This is a genomic window from Kaistella palustris DSM 21579, assembly GCF_000422265.1.
Taxonomy (GTDB): domain Bacteria; phylum Bacteroidota; class Bacteroidia; order Flavobacteriales; family Weeksellaceae; genus Kaistella; species Kaistella palustris.
Genome location: NZ_AULL01000012.1, coordinates 17,978 through 44,068 on the forward strand (window position 1 = coordinate 17,978; position 26,091 = coordinate 44,068).

The following is a 26,091-nucleotide window of genomic DNA, read 5'->3' on the forward strand; positions in this document are numbered from 1 at the left end:
TTGAATTCTTCAAGTGGTTTTATTTTTTTTAAATTTGTGCAACAAAAAAATTAAAAATGAGCGACCAGGCGAGCTATTTATTTTCCACGAGAACGAGTAAGGTTTTAGCGGAAAAAATAGCACAATTTTATGGACAGGAACTTGGAAAAATTAAAGTTCAGGAATTCAGCGACGGCGAATTTGAACCTATACTCGACCAGTCTGTCCGGGGTGGACGCGTGTTTTTAATAGGATCCACTTTCCCACCGGCCGACAATCTGTTGGAGTTACTTCTGATGATCGATGCGGCAAAACGTGCTTCTGCGAAAAGTATTACCGTAGTTCTCCCATATTACGGTTTGGCGCGGCAGGACAGAAAGGACCAGCCCAGAGCACCGATCGGTGCCAAACTTGTGGCTAATCTGTTAACAGCGGCAGGCGCCACCAGAGTCATGACTATGGACCTGCATGCCGATCAGATCCAGGGCTTCTTCGAAATTCCGGTGGATCACCTTTATGCCTCAACACTGTTTATAGACCATATCCTTTCCTTGAATCTTGAGAATTTAACCATTGCGTCGCCCGACATGGGTGGTGCGAAAAGGGCAAAGAATTATGCCGGCCACCTCGGCGCCGAAGTAGTGATTTGCTACAAGGAAAGAAAAAAAGCGAATGTAGTGGATGAAATGTTCCTGATCGGTGATGTAGAAGGGAAAAATGTAATCCTTATTGATGACATGATCGACACGGCCGGTACGCTGTGCAAGGCAGCGGATATCCTCGTTGCAAATGGTGCCAAAAGTGTGCGGGCGATGGCGACCCACGGTGTACTTTCGGGAGATGCTTATAAAAACATCCAGAATTCGCAGCTTTCCGAAGTTATTGTAACTGATACCATCCCTGTAAATACCGAGATTACCACCAAAATAAAAGTTCTGTCCTGTGCAGAACTTTTTGCTGATGTGATGAAGATGGTTCATGAGCACAAATCCATCAGCGAGAAATTTATTATTTAAAAAAAATAATCTATCTTTGCAGCCTTAAAATTTTTTAATATATTATAATGAAATCTATCACAATTCAAGGTACAAAAAGAGAAAGCGTGGGCAAAAAGTCTACTAAAGCTTTACGTGATGCTGAATTAGTTCCTTGTGTTGTTTACGGAGGTGCCGAAACCCTGAACTTTTCTGCTGAAGAAAGAGCGTTCAAAGGTTTGGTATATACTCCTGAAGCACACACGGTATCTATTGAGGTTGACGGAAACACAATTCCTGCCGTACTTCAGGACATCCAGTTTCACCCCTTAACAGACAAAATCCTGCACGCGGATTTCTACCAGTTGGCAGAAGACAAGCCTGTAGTTATGGAAGTTCCCGTAAGACTTACCGGTCGTTCAAAAGGTGTTGTTGCCGGTGGATCGCTCCGTCAGTCATTCAGAAAACTAAAATTAAGAGCCCTTCCGGGGAATTTACCAGATGAGATCGTGGTAGATGTTACAGCTCTGAAAATTGGAAGTAAATTGTACGTTGGTGATATCAAAACCAACAACTTTACATTTATGCATCCTGAAAATGCAGTAGTTGTTGCTGTGAAGATGTCTAGAACTGCTATGAAAGGTGGTGGTGCAGATGAGGATGAAGATGAAGAAGAATCAGCAGGTGCAGAAGGTGAAACTCCTGCAACAGAAGAAACAAGCGCAGAATAAATTTCAAGCATATACATTGAAAATCCCGTCTTTTATGGCGGGATTTTTGTGTTTTAATGAGATGCATTCCATCAAAATAATTATTTGCGTTCGGGAATCTGGCAAGAAATGCCTTTTTGCCAGCAGTTCATTTTATTTAATTATTTTTACAGCCATACTTGAAAACAATGTCGGGAAAATTTTTTTTACTTCTACTGTTATTCAGCGCAAAGATTACTTTTGCACAGCAAAACGAGGAGTTTATTTCAGCGAAGAAATATTTTGATTATCAGCGGTATATGTTAAATTCAGAATTTAAAAAAAAGTTTGATAAAGAAAAAGACCGCTCTGCAAAAGTCGCCATTAAAGATGATTTTTCAGAATTCATGAAGAAGCTGGACAGCATACAAAATACTGCATTCATCGGAACTTTAATTAAAGTAAAAAACCGGGAAGACCTACAACGGCTTTCTTACACAAATCATGGGCAGTCTGCCAAAAACAATCCGCCAAAAACTGTGGTGAATGCCGAAGCTAAATATCCGGGCGGTTTTGAAACACTGCGGAAGCAGGTCGCAGAAATCTTCTACAGTGATGCGATATTGCCCGACCAGAAGTATATGAAAACCAACGTGGTATTTGTTGTGGAGCGCGACGGCAGCATCAGTTCCGTACATGCGGAAGGCGATAATTTTACCTTTAACCGCCAGGCAGAAATCGCAATGTACCTTTTGCCCGAAAAGTTCTCACCCGCAATGGTCAATGGAAGCGCGGTCCGATACCGGTTCCGACTGCCGCTTGCCATGCGGTTTGAATAATTTTTAGTTAAGTTTAAAAACTTTTCGGCTAACATCTTTACATTAAATTTTCTACATGTTTACAGACGAATATTATATGAAAATGGCCTTGCAGGAAGCAGGCACTGCCTTGGATAATGATGAGGTGCCCGTCGGCTGTATTATTGTCTCTCAGGACCGCATCATTGCAAAAGCGCACAATCTGACCGAAACCTTGAACGATGTGACCGCACACGCAGAAATGCAGGCCATCACTTCCGCGGCGAACTTTCTCGGCGGCAAATATTTACAGAACTGTACGATGTATGTCACGCTGGAGCCCTGCGTGATGTGTTGTGGCGCGCTCAACTGGTCTCAAATCTCAAAAGTTGTGATCGGCGCGCGTGACGAACAGCGAGGCTTCATCAATAAAAATTTGTCGCTGCATCCGAAAACTGAAGTAGTAACCGGGATCCTGGCGGAAGAATGCGCGACAGTCGTTAAAGACTTCTTTAAAAATAAAAGATAAACCGCAGATTATTTATTAATGATGACAAATCTGGGGGTGAATCTAAAGGTCTTTGCCAAGAAAATATAGGCCTTTCAAGGTATGAAGTCGGTCGGCCACCTGGATTTTTTCTGTTAACGGTTGGTAGACATGCGAAACACCACCGGTTGCGATTACAAAACAGTTGTCCTGTACTTCGGCATTGATCCGGTCAATAAAACCTTCTACCATACCCAGATATCCGTAGACCATGCCGCTTTGCATGCACGAAACCGTATCCAGGCCAAGCACTTTTTTGGGTTTGATGAGCTCGATCTCCGGTAGTTGTGCCGTATCGTGAATCAGTGAGTTAAGTGCGGTGATAATGCCGGGTGCGATGATGACGCCCAAGGTTTCGCCGGACTCCGTAACGCAGCTTGCGGTGAGTGCAGTGCCAAAATCAAAGATGATCTTCTTGCGGTCCGGATACAGATTATGTGCTGCAACCAGATTGGCGTAAATATCTGTTCCCATCTGCGAGGATTTCGGCTGAACTCCCGAAGGACTGTTTCGGTCAACGATAACCGGCCTTTTACCGTGCATTTTCTGCAGCGCACGGGAAATATCGTAGGTCAGCTGCGGAACTACAGATCCTATGATCACCTTATCGATGTCCTGTGGAGTAATTTGATGGGTTTGATACATCATGGTAAACTGCATCTGCAGCTCATCACTTGTACGGTAAGGTTTTGTATTGATGATCCAGGAGATCTCGCAGTCCGCATCCTGAAAAAGGCCAAACCGGATATTGGTATTCCCGATGTTAATTACAATCGACTTCATACATTAGTTTTACTGATCCTTAAAAATAGTTTGGAAATTTTACTGGAATTATTACTTCACTTCTACAAAATTATCTTCGGGGTTCACATCTGCAAGTCTTTGGGAAAAATCAATACCAAGTAAAGCAATTTCGGCTTTTGTGTAGGGTATTGTAAAACTGTATTCCTTCTGCGTCCAGGGCCAGTAAGCCAAAGTTTTAAAATCACCGTAAATATCTTTTTTCTTCCACACATGTGTCATGTTTAACGGGATCTGGTAATTGATTACTTTTTTATCCTTAGTAAGAATAGAAAAATCCACAGGCATGGGCACCGAACCTTTATTCTCTAAAGTGATCGTGGTGGAATTTTCACCATAGCTCACATCTTTTACAGCATAATCGATGGTTTTTGTGGTATTAATCCAGTAATTCTGAAACCACTTAAGATCCATGCCCGAAGTACGCTGCGCAATATGCATAAGATCCCTGTCGGTTGGATGTTTTAGTTTCCAGGTGCGGTAAAATTCCTTTAATGTTAATGACAGATTCTCCTCGCCCATGATATAGCCAAGCTGAACCAAAAACAATTCCCCTTTAACATACGATGCAAACGAATAAGCAGATCCGTTATCGTGGTGGTCGCCAAACCACACGGCCGGTTCTTCAATACCGCGTTTTACGAAATTACGGTAACTGTCTATTGTTCCTACAAAAGGATTTGCGGTGGCTTCCGCAGGTGGGAAGAGTTGGTGCATAACCATGCTCTCGAAATAACTGGTGAAACCTTCGTCCATCCAGGGGCGCACCGCTTCATTATATGCCAGGATCTGCTGATTCCAGGAGTGGCCGCCTTCGTGCACCATCAGACCAAGCAAACCCTGCAAACTCGTTGCTTCACCCAGGATCATAGTGCACATGCCGTATTCCATACCGCCGTCGCCTCCCTGGATAAATGAATAAGTGGGATACACGTATCTGCCAAATGCCGCATTCATCAGCTGGAAGAATTTTGAAACATAAGGTTTTGACTCCTCCCAAAGTTTTGTTTTTTCCGATTTCTGATACACGAAATATACTTTCGGCCCGTCTAAAACAGTAAAATTTTCTACGGTGTAATCTTTATCTGCGGCCCAGGCAAAATCGAGAATGTTTTTTGCGGTCCATTTCCAGGTGACTTTATTATTTTGATCTGCTTTAATCTTTGCGTTGCTGTCGTAACCTTTTACGTCTAAAGGATTTTGCAGCGTTCCACCTGCGCCGATGACATAATCTTTATCGATTTTAATATTCACATCGAAATCAGCAAACGGCGCATGAAATTCACGGCCGATATAATCAAAGGTCGCCCAGCCGTCGTAATCATATTCCGCAATTTTCGGATACCACTGTGTAACGGTCATCGCAATTCCCTCGCGGTTATTTCTGCCGGCACGTCGTATCTGCATGGGAATTACGGCGTCCCACTCCATGGTGAATGTTGTGGAAGAGTTTGCTTTCAGCGGCGTGTTCAGATTTACTTTCATCACCGTTTCCTGAATCTCGAAAGTGAGGTCCTTGCCATTCTGCTTGATCCAGTGAATATTCTGCGCACCTTCCTCCTCTTTGGGAATTGACGCCAGGCGGGAAATCCCGTCTTTCTGCAGTCTGGAGTCGCCGTTTTTTCCCTGAGATGCGACCCGCTGATCCATCAGGGAGCCGGGCTTGAAAGCGTTCCAGTAAAGGTGAAAATATACCACATTCAACTCGTCGGGCGAATTATTGGTGTAGGTTAAGGTTTGTTTTCCCTGGTAAGTAAAATTCTCCGCATCTACATCAATGTCCATTTTGTATTTGGCACTTTGCTGATAATACGGGTTTTGCTGTGCTGAAATAATTCCGATAATAAAGGTGAATAGTACAAGAAATCCTTTGCTCATATCAATTAAAAATTTAGAAATGGAAAGATAACAAAATTTAAAAAAAGAAAGCTTTTCCGCGAAGGGAAAAGCTTTTGTTGAGACCAATTCTAAAAGGAACGGTTTATTTATCGAGGGTTTTGTTTTTTCCTGCGGATGATAAAATTTTCTCTAAAATCCTCAGTGTAATCAAATAGGTAGGTTTAACTCCGGTGAGTCCAAGACCGCCCGACGAAAGTGTAGATCCTGTTTCCAACGGATTATCGGAAGCGTAATAGGCGTACATTACGAAAAGGTCCTCCGAGATGTGATGGCGGATTTTCGACGCCACCTGGATCGCTTTCTGATAGTGAGCACCTTCCATTTCGAGACCGATGGCTTTCCAGGAGGTTTCCATAAAATATTTTAAGATGTCCTTATTCTGAAGTGAGGTTCCGAGCACCGTGATCATGCCTCCCTCAAAGGCCTGAAGTTCATCATCGATGAAATCATCAAGATGAAGCGCATTTTCAAATGAGTAATTGTCGGCAGTACCTTCAAAAACATGCGAAGTCGGTATCATGATATCGCCCTTACCGCCCATTAGGATTCCGGCTTTACCCATGATCGAAATAGACTTCACTTTCATGGTATAGATCTCCCCATTAAAATCGTAGGGACGCAGAAGTTCATCCATCACTTCATAGGCCTGTTCACCAAAAGCATAATCGAAAACCATCACTACATCATCACCCGAAAAGTTTAAGCCGGCAAACGGTGTATTTCTGAGGTCTGTTTTTGCAAGATCAATGATCTGTACATCGATATTACTGCCGCTTTGGTCGTCTATATATATAAGTCCTGCTTTTTGGGAATGGGTAAGCACCTTCTCCTGCAGGGATTTCTTGTTGGAGATTTCCTCATAAAGCTTATAGTCAACCGCTTTAGTGGTCTTTTTTCCCACGGCATCATTCGCATACAGCATATTTTTCACCGAGTGCATATTTGCGGAGATAATATGCAGAGGCCGCATGTGCAGGTCATTTTCCGCCAGAACCTGTTTAACTTTATTTGCCCACTTTTCACCAAAGAAATGGTGACCGACTCTCTCGCGCAGAATGGCGGAGAAGTAAACTTCGCGTTCGCGGATCTTTTTATAGTCGTTAAAGCTTTCGTTACCGAGGTGATAAATGATTTTAAACAGGCGGTCCGGATTGGCATCGTCGCCAAAACTGTTGTAGGCATTCAATGTTTCATCGAAAGTTCGTCCCAACAGCGATGACAGGTGGATCAGGGCCACTTCCTTTTCTTTTCTGCTGAATTTTTTCTCGCCTTTGGCAACTTCTTCAATAATTTTCCAGGCACGCGTTGGCTTATCACCTTCATCGGAAATGAAAGCGAGTTCGCGGATCTTGTCCGCTTCTATATAAAGAAAGGTAAGGTGTGTAAGGATATCATAAATTTCCGAACGGCCGAGTAAAACTTCAATATTCATCTGATGCTCGTCGATCCGGTAGCAGTTCCGTCTTCTTTTCTTTGGCACGATGACTTCAAAACTTCCTTTTTCAAAACCTTCATCGGAGGTTAGGTGTATGAAGGAGCATTCCTCAATACCTTCCGGTAAACGGTCGAGTACATAGTGCAGTCCGTTGAGTTCTATTTTGTTCGGAACGCCCATGGTTCCGTAAATTTCTGGATTAATGACTGTGAGCAGTGAGCGGAGACTTTCGCCGGAGATCCCGGATGGTTTGAAAAAGCCGCGATAGAATAAGTGTCGCATAGAAACATACAAACGCTCGATTGCTTCTGTCGTTTCTCTAGCACGTGAATTTACCATAGTGTATCTTTTAGCAAAGATAGCACATATCTGTTAAATTCCCGAAAACAGACATTATTTCAGGGGAATGATATCCATCACTCCAAATCAAAAACAACAGTTAGAAGGTAACTAATGACTTCGCTTTTTTACATAATTTAAAAGTTTTTATACAACACCCCTAAAAAATTAGGGGGTGTGTGATAATTTATTTTGTTTTTTGCGTACTTTTGCCGAACAAAACACTACCACTATGGCATATTTACGATTCAAGGCACTAGAAATGCTTTCGTTCAAAGATTTCAGAAAAGACAACGCGGTTGAAGTTCCGGCGAAATTATCGGAGCTTTTTTGCCAGAATGTTTTTTCGGAAGAGACCATGCGTTCTTATCTGACGCAGGAAGCTTTTAAATCCATACAGAATGCGATAAAATTTGGAACAAAAATCCAGCGCGATGTAGCGGACCAGATTGCTGTAGCAATGAAAGACTGGGCGCTAAGCAAAGGAGCTACACACTATACACACTGGTTTCAGCCTTTGACGGGTTCCACAGCCGAGAAACACGATTCTTTTTTTACGCCTTTTGAAAGTGACCGCGCTATCGAAAGATTTTCAGGCGGCATGCTGATCCAGCAGGAACCCGATGCTTCTTCGTTCCCAAATGGCGGAATCAGGAATACTTTTGAGGCCAGAGGATATACGGCCTGGGATCCGTCATCACCGTCATTTATCATTGGGACCACACTTTGCATACCTTCTATCTTCATTTCTTATACCGGTGAAACACTGGATTATAAAGCGCCTCTGTTAAAGGCTTTACAGGCGGTCGACAATGCGTCCACAGAAATTTGCCGTGCGTATTTTGATAAAAATGTCACCAAAGTTACCGCAACGCTGGGTTGGGAACAGGAATATTTTCTTGTAGATTCTGCGCTGTACCAGTCGAGACCGGATTTGGTGATTACAGGCAAAACGCTGCTCGGGCATTCGCCGGCAAAAGGGCAGCAGCTCGATGATCACTATTTTGGATCGATCCCGACACGCGTAATGAATTTTATGAAGGAGCTCGAGATCGAGTCGATGAAACTAGGAATTCCCGTTACTACCCGACACAACGAAGTGGCGCCGAACCAGTTTGAACTCGCGCCGATGTTTGAAGAGGTAAACGTGGCCGTGGATCATAATTCCCTGTTGATGGATATTATGGCGAGAGTTGCACACAAGCATCACTTCCACATCCTTTTTCATGAAAAGCCTTTTGCAGGTGTTAACGGCAGCGGAAAACATAATAACTGGAGTCTTGCCACAGACACCGGAGAAAACCTTTTGAGCCCGGGAAAAAATCCGAAGAAAAATCTTCAGTTCCTTACTTTCTTCGTGAATTCAATTAAAGCGGTTCATGATTATGCGGATCTTCTGCGCGCCAGCATCGCTTCCGCCAGCAATGACCACCGGCTAGGCGCCAACGAAGCACCGCCGGCAATCATTTCTGTTTTTATTGGGACACAGCTGTTCAGCGTACTCGAAGAACTTGAAAAAGTAACCGACGGCAAACTCTCGCCCGAAGAAAAAACCGAACTTAAATTAAATGTGGTAGGCAAGATCCCGGAGATACTTTTGGATAATACCGATAGGAACAGAACTTCGCCATTTGCCTTTACCGGAAACAAGTTCGAGATCCGCGCTGTGGGATCCTCTGCGAACTGTGCAGAAGTAATGACTGTTATGAATGCAATTGCCGCGAAACAACTGCAAACCTTTAAAAAAGAGGTCGACGCACTGATCGCAGAAAAAGGTCTTAAGAAAGATGAGGCCATATTTAATATTTTACGTGAATATATAAAGGTGTCAAAAAATATTCTTTTTGAAGGCGATGGATATTCTGACGATTGGGCGCAGGAAGCCGAAGAACGTGGCCTCAACAATCTGAAAACCACTCCGGAAGCGCTGGAACGGGAAATGGATCCGAAATTTATTTCACTTTATGAAGACCTGAATATTTATACGCACCGTGAAATTGAAGCGAGAAACGAAGTGAAACTTGAAAAATATTCGACCGTAATTTCAATTGAAGCTACTGTTTTGGGCGATATTGCACGAAACCACATTATTCCCTGTGCTTTGAATTACCAGAACAGGCTTATTGAAAATGTGAAAGGACTTAAAGAAATATTTGGCGACAGTGAGTTCAAAGCTCTGGCAAAGGAGCAGATGAATATGATCGCAGAGATCAGCGAACACGTTTCTATTATGAAAGTAGGCGTGGAACAATTGATTGAGGCTACTGCAAAAGCAAAAACCAGTACAAATTCGCAGGAAATGGCGGAGGTTTTCTGTACCGAAGTCAAGCCACTCTTTGACCGTATCCGGGATTCATCGGATGCGCTGGAAATGGTGGTAGACGACGAATTATGGCCGATGACCAAATACCGCGAGCTACTATTTACCAGATAAATAGCAAGCAATCCTGTAAGTTACAATCCTGCAAATGTCGCAGGATTTTTTTTGATGTAATGGCCAGTTATAGAGCTGCTAAATTTAAGATATAGATAACAATTATAAATGTTAACGAATCTTAATATAAACAAAAACGCAATCACCAAAATAGGGCGATTGCGCTTAATCTAATATTAACATTAATAATAAAAATGTTAAAATGTGTTAAAAGGACTTTGCAGAATAGGTGTTTTAACCCCTCCCCGAAGTGTAATACTTAATTTTGCCTTGCATTTAAAACCAAATATGTCTTTTAACACTGATAATTAATATATATGAATAAAAGAGTTCTGTTTTTAGTCGTAAGTGTTTTAACTACTTTTTCTCTACAGTCATGTGTCAGTAATTACGTAGTTTCAGCTCCCACAACTTACTCTAATGAATACAAAGCTAATGCCAAACTTTCTGCTCTAGATAATAAAAAATTAGAAACAGCAAAATTACAGCTCCTCAACAGTTTTAAAGATCAAAATATCGTTGCCGCCCAGGTTCTTGAAGCTTCACTGAAAAATGACGAGATCGCCAAGACTGTAAAATTCACCAAAAAAATCGATGATATCTTAATAGAGGCCGAATCTTATTTAGGAACACCTTACAGATATGGCGGAACTACAAGAAACGGAATCGACTGTTCTGCTTTTGTACTTTCAGTTTTCGGTGCTGTAGCAGGCGTAAACTTACCAAGAGTGGCTGCATCCCAGGCGCAGGAGGGTGAGAAAATCGAAAAAGGGAGCTTACAGAAAGGAGACCTGGTTTTCTTTTCCCACAGCAGAGGCAGAATTTCCCACGTAGGTATCGTAGAAAGTGTAGATGAAAACGGTGAGGTGAGATTTATCCACGCCGCGACTTCCAGAGGAGTGATGATTTCTTCGCTTAATGATTCTTATTGGGGACCAAAATTCAGATTCGCAAAGAGAGTGGTATCGCAGGAGAACTTCAGTAACTTTGCACAAAACTAGACACAAGCACTTAAATAATTGATCAAAACCACCACTAAGGTGGTTTTTTTATGCATCATCTTCTAAGGAAATCTTTTTTTGATGACTTGAGACAGTTAATAATTTGTAGTAGAGACAGTCGGGAAACGCTGTGACCGTCGTTGTATTTTTAATGGAGAGGTATACCGTTCCGTAATTTCTATAAGTTGAACACAAATGTTCAGGGATGAGATTTGAATCCACCAAAGCGTGGTGTCTGGTAAGTCAGCAGAAAACGGTTAAATACAAATGTATTGTGCAAAACCTTCGAAAAAAATAAATGGCAGATCACATCTTTCATTCGATACCACTTCGAACTCCCTAAGAATCGGGCCCAGCCGGCTTTTCTAATTCTGGAGTGGAACAAGGGAAAGAATGTTGCTTTCAGGATTATGACCTCGTTGTTATGCGTCCAGCTGGGGATTGAATGTCTCGGGGTGCCGAGGATTTTGCCCAATTATTACACCAGACTGTTTCGGTCCGTATAATTGAGCTTAAAGAAAATAAAAGTCATTATAGAAAACGCCAGCAGCGATGAACCACCATAACTGAAGAAAGGAAGCGGAATCCCAACCGTGGGGAAAAGTCCCATCACCATACCCAGATTGATGGCGAAGTGCACAAGCAAAATAGAGGCGAAACAATAGCCGAAAACACGGTTAAATGTGGATTTTTGCTTCTCGGAAAGATAATAGATGCGCCCGATAAAAATCGCGTAAAATAGGATAAGCAGCGAGGCGCCCAAAAAGCCCCATTCCTCACCAACCGTACAGAAGATGTAATCGGTTTCCTGCTCCGGCACAAATTTACCGCGCGTTACGGAACCTTCCATATATCCCTTCCCAAAAAAGCCACCGGAACCGATCGCCGTTTTTGAGTAAAGCAGATTGTAACCGGAGGTGTCGCGGAATGCTTTTTCTCCTTTATATAATACTTCTATCCGTTCGCGCTGGTGTTTCGGCAACTTTTCTAAAATGGTTGGTGAGCCATAAGCCAAACCACACAGCAAAAGAAAAGAGCCAAGAAAACCTGCTATCGAAAAAACATGCCAGTGGATCTTATAGTAATTAAGAAAAATTATAAACGCATAAATTAAAGCAATTCCGCCAATTACATACAAAGGGTCAATCGCCAGGGCAACCAGGAATACTGCCGCAAAAATGCCGATGACGCCAAAAAACCAGCCTGACAAACCTTCCCGAAAAAGCGCAATAAAAAAAGCAAGAAATACCAGCAGCGAACCCACATCGGGAATAGCCAAAACAACTGCACCGGGAATTGCGATAATGGCCAGGCAGGTGTAAAGCGACTTGCGCGCTTTCAGGTTAAAGTCCGGTCCGGCGACATAGTGGGACAGCATAAGCGAAACACCGATTTTGGCAAATTCTACGGGCTGCATGGTAAAGCCACCGAAACGGTACCAGTTTTTCTGCCCGAGAATTTCTGTCCCGAAAGGGAATAAACCGATCAATAACAAAACACCCACCACATAAAATATACTCGAGAAATTCTCAAAAAACTTGGTTCTCATTAAAAAAATGATCATTCCCACGAAAACAGAAATACCAAGAAAAATAAGCTGTTTCTGTCCCAAAGCCTCATTCACACTGTAGATGTTCGCTACCGCAAAAAGTGAGATTGCGAGATACAGAAATATGCTTAATTTATCGAGACCTTCCGTCCACTTCATTTTTTCGGCGTTTGAATTTTTAATTTAGACCGCAGCGAATCTCTCTTCAATAAAAGTCTGGCGCGTATCTTTTGGTCTTTAATAAATTTTAGACTGTCTTCAATATTTTCGATCTTCGCAGAATCGCGGTTGGGTTCTTTATAAAGGCCTTTCCGCTTTAGTTCCACTGTCCACTGTCTTTTATACTCGGGCATGAAACTCGCATTCACCAGTTTTTTATAGAGTTGCTCACGCTTCAGATCGCCCAGCAAATATTTTTCTGCAATTGCAACTGCCGCCGGTCCCGCCCAGGTAGCACCGAAACCTGCATGCTCCATCACCGCGGCGACTACGATCTTCGGATTCTCCGCAGGTGCGGCAAGTACAAAGATCGAGTTGTCTTTTCCCTGCGGCACCTGCGCTGTTCCTGTTTTCGCAAGCATGGTAAAATCGCTGGACTTAAGACCACGAGCGGTCCCATTGAGTACAACCGCCTCCATACCTTTAATGATAGGCTCAAAATACTTAGGTTCAACCAGTGTTTTGTGTTTTACTTTAAAGCGCGGATCCGGATTAGGTTTCCCATCGATGGCGCGCACAATGTGTGGCGTGTAATACCAACCGCGGTTTACAATTGCTGCCACAGCATTCGCCATCTGAAGCGGCGTAAGCAGCACGTCGCCCTGTCCCATACCATTAAAGATCGAACCATTCATTGTATATGCAGAACTCCAGTCTTTCTTACCGCTTCGTTTTTCATAGAAAGCACCTGTGGGAATCCTGCCTTTGGACCCTACCGCAATATCGTTATTCAGATATTCACCCACGCCAAAACTGCTCATGATCTTTTTCCATTCATCCACACCTCGCGACGGGTCACCGGGATATTTGTCCATGATCGAGATGTAAGCATGGGAAAAATAGCAGTTGCTAGAAACCTGAATAGCGGGAATCAGCGGATCTGCACCGCCGTGCCCCTTAATTCTTAGGCCGCGGTAGAAAAATCCGCCACTGCAGGGATATACCGTGTCAGCAGTCATCACGCCCATCTGCATTGCTGCTGCGGCAGTCAGTAGTTTAAACGTGGAGCCAGGCGGATACGCGGCCTGCACCGATCGGTCGAAAGTTGGACGATTGTTATAGATCGTATCCATCTGCAGGCGGTAGAGGTTTTTTGTTTTTTCGGATCCTACGAAAAGGTTGGGATCGATGTCGGGACCGGTGGCCAGCACCAGGATTTCGCCGGTCTTCGGATCTAGCGCAACTACCGCGCCCTGTTTATTGACCATCATTTCTTCCGCCATGCGCTGCAGGTCATAATCAATGGTCAGTGTCACATCTTTTCCGGTAACCACATCTTTATCCAGCGCGCCGTTCTTATAGGAACCGATATTGCGCAGGCGTATATCTTTTTGAATATACTGAATGCCTTTTTCGCCACGAAGGTCTTTTTCATACGACTTCTCGATTCCGGTCTTTCCTATGAAATCGCCGGGCAGATAATACAGTGAATCTTTGGCAATTTCCCGGTCATTAACTTCATTCGTATAACCCAGTAGATTTCCGGAGGTAGAAACTTCGTACTGCCGCTGAGGTCGCGAAACAATATTAAAGGCAGGATATTTAAAAATGATTTCCTGGATTCTGGCAATTTCTTCGCGGCTCAGATTCTTCATAAAGGTCATCGGCGTGAGCTTCGAGTAGTATTTTTCTTTTTTAATGGCGGTCAGCCTTGCCGTGAAGTCCTGCGGTGTAATCTTCATTAAATTACAGAATCCCACCGTATCGAAATCTGCTTTTAAAAGAGCTTCTGTAAAAGAAATTTCATAAGCCGGCTGGTTTCCCACCAGGATCTTACCGTTTCTGTCGAAGATCACGCCACGCTGCGGAATAATGTACTCGGTTTTGATGGAAGTGTTTGCGGCGTTTAAAGCATAACGGTCGGTAAACAGTTGTAAATAAGATAGTCTTGCAATAAATATTAAAGCAATAACCGATAATATAACTGTGATTTTAAGGTATTGTGATTTCAAACTTTTTGTTTGATTTTAAAGGCTAATGAGTAGAGTAATATAAATATAAATGAAATTCCGCTGGTCGCCAAAATATTCAGGAAGATGTCGAACAACCGGTTGAGCTTAAAGAATTCCAGATACTGAACCAAAAACTGATGCAGAAATATACTTACAAAAATAAAAAAAAGATATTGCGACCACTGTAGCGACTGAAATGAGAAAAAGTCTGTGGAAGTGTCAGTGGAAGTCCGGAATATCAGCGTGCGGAAATAGGCAATGGTTGTCGTGGCAACTGCATTTATTCCCCAGGTGTACAGAAATGCATCGATTCCCAAACCCAAAAGAAAACTCAAAGCCAGAAACTGAAATTTATTCCTGAAGAACGGATAGAACAAAACAAATACAGGATAAAGCACCGGCGTGTATTTGCCGAAAAGAGTGATCCTGTTGAGCACAAAGATTTGTAATGCGATCAGCAAAACAATCATCAGAAAGTCTGTAAAAAATGTTCTGCTCATTATTTTTCTCTTTTAATCGTGGCCTGCAGTGTGTCCTGAATTTTCTGAACTTCGGCTTTCTTTAAATTTTTAACTACATAAACTTTTCGCAGATTGCCCATTTTTTCGCTGAGTTCTACGGAAATATCCCAAAAACCGGTTTTGCTGTCAACTTCATAACCGGCAATTTTCCCGATCATGACTCCCTGGGGGAAAATGGCTGATTTACCGTCGGTTATGATCGTGTCGCCGATCTGCAGCGGAACATATTTTGGGATATCGGAAAGGTGCATGATTCGCGAATCATTTCCGCGCCAGGTCAGCGTTCCGAAATAGCCGGTTTTTTTTTGGGCGGCGTTGATCTTGATTTTATTTACACTTAGAACTGACTGCACCAAAGCGTAGGAATCTGTACTGTTGATCACGATTCCGGCAATTCCCTGCGGAGCCATCACGCCCATTTTTGGTAATACACCGTCTCTCTTTCCGCGGTTGATGGTGAAGTAATTGTCTTTCCGGTTGATGCTGTTGAAAACGATCTCGCCGTCTACAAAAGAATAGATCTGGCCACCGCCGATGGTATCGTGCACGCGTCGGAACTGCGGGATCTCTGAACCGTCTTTACCGTATACCTGCGTCATCAGCGCTTTATTCTGCGCTACGAGCTGTTCGTTGATCTGTTTCAGTTTCAGGTATGAGGTTCCCTCATCTATATAGCCGGAAACCCGCGAGTTGAACGCCGCAGTCTGCCCCGCGATCCAGGATTGCTGCATAGAGTTTCTGCTGAAAATCAGGACCAAACCAATGAGTTGCAGAAATATAAAGAAGATGAACAGACCGTTCTTCGAAAATAATCTCAGCAAAAATCCCATCCGTTAAGTTTCGTAAAAAAGTTATAATTATTTAATCAGGAAATTAAATTTGTCCATGTTTTTAAGTGCGATACCGGTGCCGCGAACTACGGCTCTTAACGGATCTTCGGCCACGAATACCGGCAGTCCGGTTTTTTTGTGCAGTCTGTCGGCAAGACCTCTTAGCAGTGCACCGCCGCCGGCAAGGTAAATTCCTGTTTTATAGATATCAGCGGCAAGTTCCGGCGGTGTCAGCGAAAGGGTTTCCATCACCGCATCTTCAATCCTGATGATCGACTTGTCCAGCGCTCTGGCGATTTCTTTATAATTCACCATGATCTCTTTCGGTTTTCCTGTGATTAGGTCACGGCCCTGAACCGGGATATCTTCGATTTCCACATCGAGTTCTTCAATCGCGGAACCAACTTCAATTTTTACACGTTCAGCAGTTCTTTCACCGATATATAAGTTATGGTGCGTTCTCAGGTAATAAGCAATATCATTAGTGAAAACGTCGCCTGCAATTTTTACAGATTTGTCGCAAACGATTCCGCCTAGGGCTACAACAGCGATTTCGGTGGTACCACCGCCTATATCGATGATCATGTTACCTTCAGGTTTCTGTACATCGATTCCCACACCAATTGCCGCAGCCATTGGTTCGTAAATCAGGCGGACTTCCTTGGCATTTACTTTTTGAGCGGAATCACGAACCGCGCGCTTCTCAACTTCGGTAATGCCGGAAGGTATACAAATTACAATTTTTAAAGTCGGCTGAAAAAGTTTTCCTTTAATGCCCGGAATCTGCTTGATGAATTCCTTGATCATATGTTCGGAAGCGTGAAAGTCGGCGATCACACCATCTTTCAGCGGTCGGATCGTTTTTATATCTTCATGCGTCTTTCCCTGCATGTGTTTTGCTTTCTCTCCTACGGCAATGGGTTTTCCGCTGGACCGCTCAATTGCCACTATGGATGGCTGGTCGATTACAATTTTGTTGTTGTGTATAATCAGTGTGTTCGCTGTCCCCAAATCAATTGCAATATCCTGTGTGAACATATCAAATAACCCCATATTTTTCGTAAATTTTAAAGTAAGCAAAGATATAAATTTAGAACCGTTCTAAAAATTACTTTACTCTAATTTTGGTTAAAGTTTTATTAAAAATTTGCCCGTTTACCATATAACTTTTTAATGGTTGAAATATTTCGCGTGCACCTAAAAATCGTATTTACAACTTCTTCCGCGCCAATAATTTAGTGATTATCTTCATATTGATATCACTTCCGCATTCAATTAAAAAATCTTAAATTTGCGGTTGCTTATGATTCAGGATTCAAATATTCATAAAACTGCCAATTTTGCTGTGCTCAGCGTCTCGTTTGAAAAAGCCGATGCCGGGACAAGGGGGAAATTTTCTTTTTTTGAAGAGAACATCAAGAAATTTGTGCAGGTGATCCATGAGCAGAACCTTGGTGACGCATTCGTAGTGTCTACTTGCAACCGCACTGAGATTTATACGACTACTCCAAATTACCTTCTGATATCTGAATTATACTGCAAAACAATTGGCGTGAGCCTTACCGAGTTCATGCAGTATGCCAACATCCTGACCAGGGAAGATGCGGTAAACCATCTGTTTCGCGTTGCGGCAGGTTTAGAAAGTCAGATTATCGGTGATTTCGAAATTGTCGGCCAGATCAAAAACGCGTATTACCGCTTCAAAAAAGAAAAGGAAAATGCAAACCCTTATCTGGAACGGGCAATAAACTCTGCCATTCAGATTTCTAAAAGGATTAAAAATGAAACCGGCATTTCCAATGGTGCCGCGTCCGTATCTTATGCAGCCGTTCATTATATTTTAAAAAATCAGCCGCAGCTTTCTCAGAAAAACATTTTACTGCTGGGCGTAGGAGAAATCGGCCAGAATACGGTGGAGAATTTGGTTAAGCACGTGCATCAGCCGCGGGTGAAAATTGCCAACCGCAGTTTAGATAAAGCCGAAAAAATTGCCGAGAAATACAAGATCCCACATATTGAGTTCGATCAGCTTCAGGAGGAACTGAGCAAAACCGATATCCTGATTGTCGCCACGGGTGCGCAGCATCCCATCATTAATAAAACACATTTCCCAAACGGTAAGGAAACGCTTGTAATCGATCTTTCGATTCCCAATAATGTGGAGAAAAGCATCACCGAAAACAATAATGTGCAGTTGGTAGATGTGGACCAACTTTCCAATCATATTTCCGAAACCATGCTTCAGCGCCAGAAGGAAGTCCCAAAGGCAGAAGAAATCATCCGTGAAATGACGCGTGATTTTATGGAATGGGAAAAGAAAAGAAAACTGGCACCCAACATTCATCACTTCAAAGCGGTGCTGAAGAAAATGGAGCGTAACGAAATGCACAACATCCATAAGAAACATCAGTATGTAGCCGTACACGATATGCAGCTTTCTGATAAAATGATTCAGAAAATTACAAACCGTTTCGCAAAATACATCATCGATAATCCCTGGAAGGCAGAGGAAGTGACGAAATTAATGCACGAAATTTTAGTAGAGCAGCCAAACAAAGAATTCAATGAGAAGCATTAAAATAGGCACGCGGAATTCGCCGCTTGCATTATGGCAGGCGCGGGAAGTGGCGCGCAACCTTCAGAACAGAAATTATAAAACCGAGATCATTCCGATCGTTTCCTCAGGCGACAAAAACCTTACACAACCCTTATATTCACTGGGAATTACAGGTATTTTTACCAAAGATCTCGATATTGCACTTCTAAATAAGGAAGTGGACATTGCCGTTCATTCACTTAAAGATATACCGACCGAACTTCCACAAAATCTGAAAATTATCGCCGTGTTAAAACGCGATTATCCGCAGGATGTGCTGGTTCGCAGGAAAGATTCCATGACGCTTGAGCTCAAGGATCTGAAGGTTGCCACAAGCAGCCTCCGCCGCCGCGCTTTCTGGCTTAATGCTTTTCCCGACACGCAGTTTTCGGACATCCGGGGAAATGTACAGACGCGCCTCAACAAACTTGAAGAAAATGGCTACGATGCCACAATGTTCTCCTTAGCCGCAATTGCCAGAATGAGTTTAGATGTTGATTATGAGTTGCTTCCGATGATGATTCCTGCGCCTGGACAGGGCGTTGTAGCAATCAGCGGACGCGCAGAGGATCTGGAACTTCACGCTATTTTTTCTGATATTAATGATAAAGAGACCCAAATCTGTGTAGACATAGAACGAAATTTTCTCAACACGCTCGAAGGTGGCTGCACGGCGCCAATAGGTGCGTTTGCAGAGATTGACGAGGATAAAGTGCGCTTTACAGGTCGCATTTGTTCGCTGGACGGTAAAAACTGCATTGAAGTTGATGAGATTTTCGATTGGAATGAAAACGAGAATTTTGGCCGGCAGATCGGTCTGCAGGTTCTGGAGAACGGCGGGGCCGCTTTGATGGCAGAAATTAAAACCTCGCTTTAAATAAGATCTTCGGGCTGAAGATTATTTATAATGAAAATCCTTTTTACAAAAATCTTAGATGCAAAATTGGTTTCCCGGAAGTTGGGAGATCATTTTTGTTGTGATTTTCAGGAAGTGATTCATACCAGAAAACTTACTGTGTCGCCTTTCGATCTTAAAGATTATTCGCTGATATTCAGCAGTGTAAATGCTGTAGAGAGTTTCTTCGCCAATGGGTTTAAACCGAGTGAAAATTTTACCGAAAAAAACTACAATAAAATATATGCCGTTGGCTCCAAAACCAAAAGAGCTTTGCGCGAAGCGGGTTTTGGCACTTTCAAAGTAACGCGGAATGCAAAAGAGCTGTCGGAATTCATTATTGAAAACAGCAGCAGCGAAAAATTCATTCACTTCTGCGGTGACCTTGCGCTTGAGGTCTTGAAGAAGTCATTGCCACTCCAGAATATTTCTTACCGCAAAGTGGTTGTTTACGAAACCGATCTTTTATATCCCAGGTTTACTGAAAACTACGCAGCCTTAAGTTTTTTCAGTCCAAGCGGCGTGCGTAGTTTTGCAAAGCACAATTCATTTGGCAGCGAACTTATTTTTTCCATTGGCGAAACCACCAGTACAGAAATAAAAAAATATACTAAAAACCCGGTTATTACCAGTAAAGAAAGCAATCTTGATGATTTGCTGAAACTAATTTATGCGCAGCGTGAAATATAACAGCTGCGCACAATTTTAAAATTATGATTAAAAACGATTTGTATTTAAAAGCTTTAAGAGGAGAAACTGTAGAAAGACCACCGGTCTGGATGATGCGGCAAGCGGGCAGATTCTTACCCGAATTCCGGGAATTGCGCGATAAATACGACTTTTTCACCAGATGCCGAACACCGGAACTCGCCTCAGAGATTACCATGATGCCAATCCGTAGATACCCGCTGGATGCGGCCATACTTTTTTCCGATATTCTGGTGGTTCCACAAGCCATGGGAATGGATTTTCAAATGGTGGAAGGAACAGGGCCGTGGTTGGAAACACCGATCCGTACGCCGGAACAGGTCAAAAACATTATAGTTCCTGATGTAGATGATACTTTAGGTTATGTTTTCGACGCCATTGAACTTACACTGCAAAAGCTCGATAATGATATTCCGCTTATCGGTTTTGCCGGTTCGCCCTGGACAATACTCTGCTACTGTATTGAAGGGGGGGGTTCCAAAACTTTTGATATTGCAAAGGCGTTCTGTTTCCAGCATCCTGAAGCAGCTCATGAACTGCTGCAGAAAATTACAGATACAACGATTGCATACCTAAAAAGAAAAGTAGAAAAAGGCGTTTCTGCCGTACAGGTTTTTGATTCCTGGGGAGGTATGCTTTCGCCGGAAGATTACCAGGTTTACTCCTGGCGCTATATCAACCAGATCGTGGAGGCGCTGAGTCCGCTGACTCACGTAATTGCTTTTGGTAAAGGCTGCTGGTTTGCGCTCGAGGAAATGACTTTGTCGAAAGTTTCGGCTCTTGGTCTGGACTGGACGATTCGCCCCGAATATGCGCGGTCACTTACAAACCATACGATGACACTGCAGGGGAATTTCGATCCGGCACGCCTTCATTCATCGCCCGAAACCATTCGGAAAATGGTGCACGAAATGATCAGCAGATTTGGGAAAGACCGTTACATTGTGAATCTTGGACACGGGATTTTACCGAATATCCCGCTGGAAAACGCCGAAGCATTTATTCGCGCAGTGGTCGACTGGAAACCGAATTAAAACATTATTACTAAAGATTTTTAGTGAAAAACAAAAGAACGTGTTGCAGGATGCGTTCTTTTTTTTTAAAGTTTTTCCTTCTCATAGTAAAGAAGGTCTACATCATCACCTGGAAGTCTTATGGTTTTCAAAAATGTTAGGCCCAGTTTGGTGATCAGTTTTTGAGAGGCCTCATTTTCCTTTACCGTGATCGCTGCAATTTTTGAAATCCCAAACTCAGCGAAAGCTTTCGCCATTAATGCTGAAGCCGCTTCATAGCCGTAACCTTTACCCTCAGAGTCCGGCAGAAAACTAAAACCGATGTCTGAAACATCCAGCCCTTCCCGCGCATAAATTCCGACAACGCCGATTTTGCTGCCGTCTTCCTTTAACTGCACCACATAATTTCCGCAGCCTGGATTTTTCCGCTGCGGCGCAAATTTTTCGGTGATATACTTTTCAGCATCTGTTAAACTTCGGATCTTGCGGTCGCCTACATACAGGAGAAACTTGGGCGTATTATATAAAGCTAAAATCGCATCGGCATCTGAAATGGAAACCGGTTTCAGCCTAAGTCTTTCGGTTTCTATCGTTTGTCCTCTTTCCATTTTTTGTTTTAAAGTTTTCCTGTCGGTTTTGTCGCAAGTGTGTCTATAAACTTATCAAAATTAATTAAAATCACGGCACAGAAATGGTTTCATCCTTCGGAAATTTTACTGATGAACAAATTACTTTTAAGCTTAATTGGAATTGTCGCGCTTTTATTTCTGACAAACTGTACTACACAGAGTGCTTCAACACCCCAAAATATTCAGCGTAAATGGATGCTGGTGGAATTTCAGAATTTTACCAAAGAAGAAATGACCGCTGCCAAAGCACACATCAATTTATCGCCAATTGAAAATACACCGGGAAGGTACAGTGCGCACATGGGCTGCAACAGTATGTTTTTCGAGGCGACTTTTGATACTGACCAAACTGTAAAATTTTCTCAGGTAGGAAGTACAATGATGTATTGCGACCGAAATATGGACTTGGAAGCTGCTTTTGGCAAAGCGCTGCCGCGCATGACTTCATACGAAGTTAAAGGTCATGACCTGATTTTATCAGATGGTGCCGGTAACACGATGAAATTTGTTGCAGAAGACTGGGATTAGATTCCTGCTTTTTTAAAATAAACAAATTGCTTATATTTAAAAATCATCTATGAATATAAATCCCGAAATCATCGGTTTTGTGGCGGGAGGTTTATCCTCGGCACTTTTTATTCCGCAGATCATCAAGATACTGAAAGAAAAATCTGCCGAAGAGATTTCGCTGCTGACATGTATCATAGGAATTGTGAGCAGCGGTCTGTGGCTGTGGTTCGGCCTGGAGAAAAGTCATATTTCAATGATCGTTACCAACGGAATTGCTGTGGCTGCAACGGCTATTCTGCTCGCGTTAAAACTGAACTATACCGAAGAAAAAAACTAATTTTGCTGCTCAAGGCAAAGAAAATTATTATATGCTCGAAAAAAAAGACCATCAATACGAAAAAGCCGTTTTAGTCGGCCTTATCACCCAAAACCAAAGTGAGGAAAAGCTCACCGAATATTTCGACGAACTCGAATTTCTCGCCTTCACTGCCGGTGCAAGCGTAGATAAAAGATTTACACAGCGTCTTACGCAACCTGATCCCAAAACCTTTATCGGCAGCGGAAAGGCACAGGAAATTAAAGAATACATCAAAGAAAATAATATTGGGACCGTCATTTTCGATGATGAACTTTCGCCGTCGCAACTGAAAAACCTGGAGAAAGAAATGGACGTGAAAATCCTGGACCGCACCAACCTGATCCTGGATATTTTCGCACAGCGCGCCCAGACTTCTTATGCGAGGACTCAGGTTGAACTGGCTCAGTATCAATATCTCCTGCCGAGATTAACCCGTATGTGGACGCACCTCGAGAGACAGAAAGGTGGAATTGGAATGCGCGGTCCCGGTGAAACGGAAATTGAAACCGACAGAAGGATCATTCGCGACCGGATCACTTTACTGAAGGATAAACTGAAAATCATCGACAAGCAAATGTCGACACAGCGGCAGAACCGTGGCAAAATGGTGCGCGTAGCGCTGGTGGGTTACACCAATGTTGGAAAATCCACTTTGATGAATGCCATTTCAAAATCAGAGGTCTTTGCTGAAAATAAACTGTTCGCAACCCTGGATACCACCGTGCGAAAAGTAGTCATTGGGAATTTACCTTTCCTGCTCACTGATACGGTAGGTTTTATCCGGAAATTGCCCACACAGCTGGTAGAAAGCTTCAAGTCTACCCTGGATGAGGTCCGCGAAGCTGATCTGCTCATTCACGTGGTAGATATTTCGCATGAAAGTTTCGAAGACCACATTAATTCTGTAAATCAGACGTTGATGGAGATCGATGCCCACCAAAAACCTATGATCATGGTTTTTAATAAAATCGATGCCTTTGCCTACGAGAAAAAGGATGAAGATGATCTGACGCCGGAAACGCGCAAAAATATTTCCCTGGAAGAATGGAAAAAAACATGGATGTCCAAATCAAAATATCCGACTGTTTTTATTTCTGCATTAAACAAAGAGAATTTCCCCGAGATGAAGAAAATGATCTATGACGAAGTTTTAAAAATTCATATTTCGCGTTTCCCATATAATGATTTCCTCTTCGAGTATCATGATGAAGAAGAGGAAGCTTAATCTCCTTTTAAACGTTATTTAATCCTGCGTTTTATTCCCGAAATTTCATTGTGAAAAAAGATTACAGCCAGATCATTTCGCGTGTTTACGCGGATATTCTTACCCGCGAAAATTGCGGTAAAGTTCCCGATTATATTCCTGAGCTCGCCTGCATCGGCGAAAATAAATTTGGCGTGTCCTTTACCGACCTGTCAGGATTCAGCTATGGAGCCGGCGACTGCAGTGAAAAATTTTCAGTCCAAAGTATTTCCAAAGTTTTTGCGCTTTCTTTTGTATACGAGAAACTCGGAGAAGAATTGTGGCAACGTGTTGACGTAGAACCTTCCGGCACCGCATTTAACTCCTTGGTTCAGTTGGAGGCGGACCATGGAATTCCGCGAAATCCCTTCATCAATGCCGGTGCGCTGGTGATCTGCGATATTCTTTTGGAAATTTGTAAAGATCCGAAACAAGAAATGCTGGCGTTCATTTGCGCCGTTGCCGGCGAAGATTCGGTTTTCTTCAATGAAAAAGTGGCCGCCAGTGAAATGCAGAACAGTTACCGAAACGCTGCAATGACGAATTACATGAAATCCTTTGGTAACATTAAAAGCCAGCCCGATGCCGTGATTGACCTTTACTGTCATCTCTGTTCCATTGAACTCAGCTGTCGGCAACTCAGCAAAAGCTTTCTTTACCTTGCGAATGGCGGCAGAATTCCGGGGAGCGAAACTCATGTGATTTCCATCAGTAAAGCAAAAAGAATCAATGCCATTCTGCTGACATGTGGTTTTTACGATGAATCCGGAGAGTTTTCATTTTTGGTTGGCTTGCCGGGTAAAAGCGGTGTCGGTGGCGGCATCATCGCACTTTATCCGGAGCACTACTGTATTGCGGTCTGGAGCCCAAAGCTGAATGAAAAAGGGAATTCCTACCGCGGCATGAAGTTTCTGGAGGAATTTACCACCCAGACCGCCGAATCTATCTTTTAACCTCTTCAGATTTGCGCCGGAAGAAATTTTAGGTCATTTTGCTCTGAAAGGAAGGCTTTCGCCAACTTATGTAAGTTTGCGCGCCGTTTCCATTTTGTAACCCATCAGGTTTGCAATATTCGTGGCTTTGTAGATCGCCATTTCTGCCATCTCGCCACTGAAATTTTCTTCAATCGTCTGCGTCCACAGTTTCACCCAGTGTGCGAAATGCCGCTTTTCCATAGCGACTTCGGAATTTATGGGGAAATGCACCGCCATCGGATTGCCTTTATACGAAATCTGCCCGAAAAGAAGCGTTTCCCAGAAAGAATACATTTTCGGCAGGTGTTTACTCCAGTCCACCTTTGCAACGTCATTAAAAAAGAAACCAATCGTGTCGTCGCTGCCTACTTTATCGTAGAATCTGTTTACCATCAATTCAATATCAGCTCTTGTTTCCAACTTTTTCATAGTTCAAAATTACTACATTTATAAGATATCGCTTATGACCTGGGTCAGCAAAGTTTTTTGGGCGGACAATTCGCGCTATCCGCTCATACTCCTCACTGCGCGGCTCCACTGCGTTGCGCCGCGCAGTTCCGGGGTAACCGCTTCTATCGCGGCCGCAGTTTCCGCAAATCCGAACTTTTGTGATCAGACCGAAATTACCCTTACTTTTGCAGTATGAATTTGGACTTCTACAAGAGTCAGGCCCTAAAACGCCAGAAAGAACACTAAAAGATTCTCGACAATCTCCGGAAAAAGCCGCCCAAAAATCTCGACTATATCGTGCAGGAAACCCACGACGAGGTTTTCAGTGAAATCGACTGTCTGAAATGTGCGAACTGCTGCAAAACCACAGGACCGCTTTTTACCGAAAAGGATATTGAGAGGATTGCGAAGCATTTAAAAATGAAACCCGCAGATTTTGAGAAGAAATTTTTACGGGTAGATGAAGATCACGACAAAGTGCTGCAGAATTTACCGTGCTGGTTTCTGAATCCGGATAATACCTGTTCCATATACGAAGTGCGGCCTAAAGCCTGCCGGGAATTTCCGCACACCGACCGCAAAAAGATCTATCAGATCAATCACCTTACCATACAGAATACGCTGGTCTGCCCCGCAGCTTTCGAGTTCGTAGAAAGGATTCAGCAGCGTATCGACAGGAAATAAAATCCCAAAAGCTCATAAAATCTGGTAATTAAAGTTAAAGTTAGCTTCTGGAAATACTTCGCTTT

26 protein-coding genes are annotated in these 26,091 nt (G+C 43.0%); 16 read left to right on the forward strand and 10 right to left on the reverse strand.

Going from position 1 to position 26,091, the window contains the following annotated elements:
* Positions 1–56 precede the first annotated feature (56 nt).
* The 4 genes from H562_RS0101180 to H562_RS0101195 all read left to right on the forward strand — a co-directional run bounded on the left by H562_RS0101180 (position 57) and on the right by H562_RS0101195 (position 2,968).
* Complete coding sequence (locus tag H562_RS0101180) at positions 57–995, forward strand: ribose-phosphate diphosphokinase (protein WP_027375833.1); 939 nt, start codon at positions 57–59, stop codon at positions 993–995.
* Between the two features lie 47 nt (positions 996–1,042).
* On the forward strand, positions 1,043–1,684 hold the full coding sequence (locus tag H562_RS0101185; RefSeq protein ID WP_027375834.1) for a 50S ribosomal protein L25/general stress protein Ctc: 642 nt from the start codon (positions 1,043–1,045) through the stop codon (positions 1,682–1,684).
* Positions 1,685–1,851: 167 nt separating this feature from the next.
* Positions 1,852–2,481 (forward strand): energy transducer TonB, encoded by a 630-nt coding sequence (locus H562_RS0101190; RefSeq protein ID WP_027375835.1) that lies wholly within the window; start codon positions 1,852–1,854, stop codon positions 2,479–2,481.
* A gap of 55 nt (positions 2,482–2,536) precedes the next feature.
* Positions 2,537–2,968 (forward strand): nucleoside deaminase, encoded by a 432-nt coding sequence (locus tag H562_RS0101195; RefSeq protein WP_027375836.1) that lies wholly within the window; start codon positions 2,537–2,539, stop codon positions 2,966–2,968.
* Between the two features lie 42 nt (positions 2,969–3,010).
* On the opposite strand, the gene H562_RS0101200 is transcribed toward H562_RS0101195, so the two are convergent.
* The 3 genes from H562_RS0101200 to H562_RS0101210 all read right to left on the reverse strand — a co-directional run bounded on the left by H562_RS0101200 (position 3,011) and on the right by H562_RS0101210 (position 7,460).
* Entirely contained in the window at positions 3,011–3,769 is a 759-nt protein-coding gene (locus H562_RS0101200) for a type III pantothenate kinase (protein ID WP_027375837.1), read from the reverse strand.
* 51 nt (positions 3,770–3,820) lie between these two features.
* Entirely contained in the window at positions 3,821–5,665 is a 1,845-nt protein-coding gene (locus H562_RS0101205; protein ID WP_027375838.1) for a M1 family metallopeptidase, read from the reverse strand.
* Positions 5,666–5,768: 103 nt separating this feature from the next.
* Entirely contained in the window at positions 5,769–7,460 is a 1,692-nt protein-coding gene (locus tag H562_RS0101210) for a DUF6909 family protein (protein ID WP_027375839.1), read from the reverse strand.
* 232 nt (positions 7,461–7,692) lie between these two features.
* Here H562_RS0101210 and H562_RS0101215 point away from each other — a divergent pair, with 232 nt between their 5' ends.
* Together H562_RS0101215 and H562_RS0101220 are read left to right on the forward strand one after the other, a co-directional pair.
* Positions 7,693–9,894: a glutamine synthetase III family protein gene (locus H562_RS0101215; RefSeq protein WP_027375840.1), complete on the forward strand. Its 2,202-nt coding sequence runs from the start codon at positions 7,693–7,695 to the stop codon at positions 9,892–9,894.
* Positions 9,895–10,211: 317 nt separating this feature from the next.
* Positions 10,212–10,895, forward strand: a complete 684-nt coding sequence (locus tag H562_RS0101220) for a C40 family peptidase (protein WP_027375841.1) — start codon at positions 10,212–10,214, stop codon at positions 10,893–10,895.
* Between the two features lie 478 nt (positions 10,896–11,373).
* Here the strand turns inward: H562_RS0101220 and rodA are convergent, their stop codons facing one another.
* Genes rodA through H562_RS0101245 form a run of 5 tightly spaced genes read right to left on the reverse strand, consistent with a single transcriptional unit; the run spans position 11,374 to position 17,019 of the window.
* Positions 11,374–12,603 (reverse strand): rod shape-determining protein RodA, encoded by a 1,230-nt coding sequence (gene rodA, locus H562_RS0101225; protein WP_027375842.1) that lies wholly within the window; start codon positions 12,601–12,603, stop codon positions 11,374–11,376.
* The gene (locus tag H562_RS0101230) at positions 12,600–14,615 is read right to left on the reverse strand and encodes a penicillin-binding transpeptidase domain-containing protein (protein ID WP_027375843.1); all 2,016 of its coding nucleotides are present in this window, start codon (positions 14,613–14,615) and stop codon (positions 12,600–12,602) included. Before H562_RS0101230 ends, rodA begins: the two co-directional genes overlap by 4 nt.
* Positions 14,612–15,118, reverse strand: coding sequence for a hypothetical protein (locus H562_RS0101235; RefSeq protein WP_027375844.1), 507 nt, complete (start codon positions 15,116–15,118; stop codon positions 14,612–14,614). Before H562_RS0101235 ends, H562_RS0101230 begins: the two co-directional genes overlap by 4 nt.
* Positions 15,115–15,966 (reverse strand): rod shape-determining protein MreC, encoded by an 852-nt coding sequence (gene mreC / locus H562_RS0101240; RefSeq protein ID WP_027375845.1) that lies wholly within the window; start codon positions 15,964–15,966, stop codon positions 15,115–15,117. The genes H562_RS0101235 and mreC overlap by 4 nt, the downstream gene beginning before the upstream one ends.
* 27 nt (positions 15,967–15,993) lie before the next feature.
* Positions 15,994–17,019 carry a rod shape-determining protein gene (locus H562_RS0101245; RefSeq protein WP_027375846.1) on the reverse strand — a complete coding sequence of 342 codons (1,026 nt, stop codon included), beginning with the start codon at positions 17,017–17,019 and terminating at the stop codon, positions 15,994–15,996.
* 250 nt (positions 17,020–17,269) lie between these two features.
* Here H562_RS0101245 and hemA point away from each other — a divergent pair, with 250 nt between their 5' ends.
* From hemA to hemE, 4 genes are read left to right on the forward strand one after another with little or no spacing between them, the layout of a single operon-like run.
* Positions 17,270–18,544 (forward strand): glutamyl-tRNA reductase, encoded by a 1,275-nt coding sequence (gene hemA / locus H562_RS0101250; RefSeq protein WP_027375847.1) that lies wholly within the window; start codon positions 17,270–17,272, stop codon positions 18,542–18,544.
* The gene (gene hemC, locus H562_RS0101255; protein ID WP_027375848.1) at positions 18,531–19,439 is read left to right on the forward strand and encodes a hydroxymethylbilane synthase; all 909 of its coding nucleotides are present in this window, start codon (positions 18,531–18,533) and stop codon (positions 19,437–19,439) included. The genes hemA and hemC overlap by 14 nt, the downstream gene beginning before the upstream one ends.
* Positions 19,440–19,469: 30 nt before the next feature.
* Complete coding sequence (locus H562_RS0101260; protein WP_027375849.1) at positions 19,470–20,147, forward strand: uroporphyrinogen-III synthase; 678 nt, start codon at positions 19,470–19,472, stop codon at positions 20,145–20,147.
* A gap of 23 nt (positions 20,148–20,170) precedes the next feature.
* Complete coding sequence (hemE, locus tag H562_RS0101265; protein ID WP_027375850.1) at positions 20,171–21,199, forward strand: uroporphyrinogen decarboxylase; 1,029 nt, start codon at positions 20,171–20,173, stop codon at positions 21,197–21,199.
* Between the two features lie 65 nt (positions 21,200–21,264).
* On the opposite strand, the gene H562_RS0101270 is transcribed toward hemE, so the two are convergent.
* Positions 21,265–21,786: a GNAT family N-acetyltransferase gene (locus H562_RS0101270; RefSeq protein WP_027375851.1), complete on the reverse strand. Its 522-nt coding sequence runs from the start codon at positions 21,784–21,786 to the stop codon at positions 21,265–21,267.
* Between the two features lie 111 nt (positions 21,787–21,897).
* Between H562_RS0101270 and H562_RS0101275 the strand changes: the two genes are divergently transcribed.
* Genes H562_RS0101275 through H562_RS0101290 form a run of 4 tightly spaced genes read left to right on the forward strand, consistent with a single transcriptional unit; the run spans position 21,898 to position 24,871 of the window.
* On the forward strand, positions 21,898–22,335 hold the full coding sequence (locus H562_RS0101275) for an META domain-containing protein (protein WP_156831941.1): 438 nt from the start codon (positions 21,898–21,900) through the stop codon (positions 22,333–22,335).
* A 49-nt stretch (positions 22,336–22,384) separates the two neighbouring features.
* Positions 22,385–22,654 carry a SemiSWEET family sugar transporter gene (locus H562_RS0101280; RefSeq protein ID WP_051190356.1) on the forward strand — a complete coding sequence of 90 codons (270 nt, stop codon included), beginning with the start codon at positions 22,385–22,387 and terminating at the stop codon, positions 22,652–22,654.
* Positions 22,655–22,685: 31 nt separating this feature from the next.
* Positions 22,686–23,900: a GTPase HflX gene (hflX, locus tag H562_RS0101285; protein WP_027375854.1), complete on the forward strand. Its 1,215-nt coding sequence runs from the start codon at positions 22,686–22,688 to the stop codon at positions 23,898–23,900.
* 50 nt (positions 23,901–23,950) lie between these two features.
* Complete coding sequence (locus tag H562_RS0101290; protein ID WP_027375855.1) at positions 23,951–24,871, forward strand: glutaminase; 921 nt, start codon at positions 23,951–23,953, stop codon at positions 24,869–24,871.
* Positions 24,872–24,937: 66 nt separating this feature from the next.
* Here H562_RS0101290 and H562_RS0101295 read toward each other — a convergent pair whose 3' ends face one another.
* Positions 24,938–25,321, reverse strand: coding sequence for a group III truncated hemoglobin (locus H562_RS0101295; RefSeq protein WP_027375856.1), 384 nt, complete (start codon positions 25,319–25,321; stop codon positions 24,938–24,940).
* Between the two features lie 34 nt (positions 25,322–25,355).
* Between H562_RS0101295 and H562_RS0101300 the strand changes: the two genes are divergently transcribed.
* Together H562_RS0101300 and H562_RS14445 are read left to right on the forward strand one after the other, a co-directional pair.
* Complete coding sequence (locus H562_RS0101300; RefSeq protein ID WP_027375857.1) at positions 25,356–25,538, forward strand: hypothetical protein; 183 nt, start codon at positions 25,356–25,358, stop codon at positions 25,536–25,538.
* 53 nt (positions 25,539–25,591) lie between these two features.
* On the forward strand, positions 25,592–26,026 hold the full coding sequence (locus H562_RS14445; RefSeq protein WP_156831942.1) for a YkgJ family cysteine cluster protein: 435 nt from the start codon (positions 25,592–25,594) through the stop codon (positions 26,024–26,026).
* Positions 26,027–26,091 lie beyond the last annotated feature (65 nt).

Bases quoted from the DNA above. Each gene is read 5' to 3' on its own strand.
- mreC (WP_027375845.1), bottom strand. From the start codon at position 15,966: ATGGGATTTTTGCTGAGATTATTTTCGAAGAACGGTCTGTTCATCTTC.
- H562_RS0101200 (WP_027375837.1), bottom strand. From the start codon at position 3,769: ATGAAGTCGATTGTAATTAACATCGGGAATACCAATATCCGGTTTGGC.
- H562_RS0101185 (WP_027375834.1), top strand. From the start codon at position 1,043: ATGAAATCTATCACAATTCAAGGTACAAAAAGAGAAAGCGTGGGCAAA.
- H562_RS0101245 (WP_027375846.1), bottom strand. From the start codon at position 17,019: ATGGGGTTATTTGATATGTTCACACAGGATATTGCAATTGATTTGGGG.
- H562_RS0101210 (WP_027375839.1), bottom strand. From the start codon at position 7,460: ATGGTAAATTCACGTGCTAGAGAAACGACAGAAGCAATCGAGCGTTTG.
- H562_RS0101190 (WP_027375835.1), top strand. From the start codon at position 1,852: ATGTCGGGAAAATTTTTTTTACTTCTACTGTTATTCAGCGCAAAGATT.
- H562_RS0101295 (WP_027375856.1), bottom strand. From the start codon at position 25,321: ATGAAAAAGTTGGAAACAAGAGCTGATATTGAATTGATGGTAAACAGA.
- H562_RS0101195 (WP_027375836.1), top strand. From the start codon at position 2,537: ATGTTTACAGACGAATATTATATGAAAATGGCCTTGCAGGAAGCAGGC.
- H562_RS0101270 (WP_027375851.1), bottom strand. From the start codon at position 21,786: ATGGAAAGAGGACAAACGATAGAAACCGAAAGACTTAGGCTGAAACCG.
- hflX (WP_027375854.1), top strand. From the start codon at position 22,686: ATGCTCGAAAAAAAAGACCATCAATACGAAAAAGCCGTTTTAGTCGGC.
- H562_RS0101280 (WP_051190356.1), top strand. From the start codon at position 22,385: ATGAATATAAATCCCGAAATCATCGGTTTTGTGGCGGGAGGTTTATCC.
- H562_RS0101260 (WP_027375849.1), top strand. From the start codon at position 19,470: ATGAAAATCCTTTTTACAAAAATCTTAGATGCAAAATTGGTTTCCCGG.
- hemA (WP_027375847.1), top strand. From the start codon at position 17,270: ATGATTCAGGATTCAAATATTCATAAAACTGCCAATTTTGCTGTGCTC.
- H562_RS0101215 (WP_027375840.1), top strand. From the start codon at position 7,693: ATGGCATATTTACGATTCAAGGCACTAGAAATGCTTTCGTTCAAAGAT.
- H562_RS0101180 (WP_027375833.1), top strand. From the start codon at position 57: ATGAGCGACCAGGCGAGCTATTTATTTTCCACGAGAACGAGTAAGGTT.
- hemC (WP_027375848.1), top strand. From the start codon at position 18,531: ATGAGAAGCATTAAAATAGGCACGCGGAATTCGCCGCTTGCATTATGG.
- rodA (WP_027375842.1), bottom strand. From the start codon at position 12,603: ATGAAGTGGACGGAAGGTCTCGATAAATTAAGCATATTTCTGTATCTC.
- hemE (WP_027375850.1), top strand. From the start codon at position 20,171: ATGATTAAAAACGATTTGTATTTAAAAGCTTTAAGAGGAGAAACTGTA.
- H562_RS0101220 (WP_027375841.1), top strand. From the start codon at position 10,212: ATGAATAAAAGAGTTCTGTTTTTAGTCGTAAGTGTTTTAACTACTTTT.
- H562_RS0101205 (WP_027375838.1), bottom strand. From the start codon at position 5,665: ATGAGCAAAGGATTTCTTGTACTATTCACCTTTATTATCGGAATTATT.
- H562_RS0101275 (WP_156831941.1), top strand. From the start codon at position 21,898: ATGAACAAATTACTTTTAAGCTTAATTGGAATTGTCGCGCTTTTATTT.
- H562_RS0101300 (WP_027375857.1), top strand. From the start codon at position 25,356: ATGACCTGGGTCAGCAAAGTTTTTTGGGCGGACAATTCGCGCTATCCG.